The 326-nt window shown below is 44.5% G+C and carries 1 protein-coding gene; it reads right to left on the reverse strand.

The genetic code is table 11. The annotated features are described in order from the left end of the window. Nucleotides 1-54: 54 nt before the first annotated feature. On the reverse strand, nt 55-326 hold a 272-nt coding region (locus Y882_RS19800), incomplete at its 5' end, for a phage holin family protein (RefSeq protein WP_156171606.1).

Genomic DNA, 326 nt, shown 5'->3' on the forward strand with positions numbered 1-326 from the left:
GCAATCGTGGTTTCTTACACAATATAAGAAGATCATTGATGAAGTGACGCATAATTAACCTCTTTCCTTTTCTCGGTCACATGCTTGCGTTTTTCTCCGTAGAAACTTTAGCATGGTTCTTGAACCTGACCAAGATAACACGCCTATGAACGCCCCACTGAGTCCCAGTGGGACACCATGTTCCACGTTAATTACACCTATCAAGAAACCAAAGAATGCAGAAAAAGCACCCTCTTGAATGAAGGCGCTGAGTCTGAACCTTTCTTTAGCATCATGGGTTCTTGCAGCGTAGCCAAGGGAACCCCCTACCATTGCAATGGCAGTTA

The organism is Dyella japonica DSM 16301, from assembly GCF_001010355.1.
Lineage (GTDB): Bacteria > Pseudomonadota > Gammaproteobacteria > Xanthomonadales > Rhodanobacteraceae > Dyella > Dyella japonica.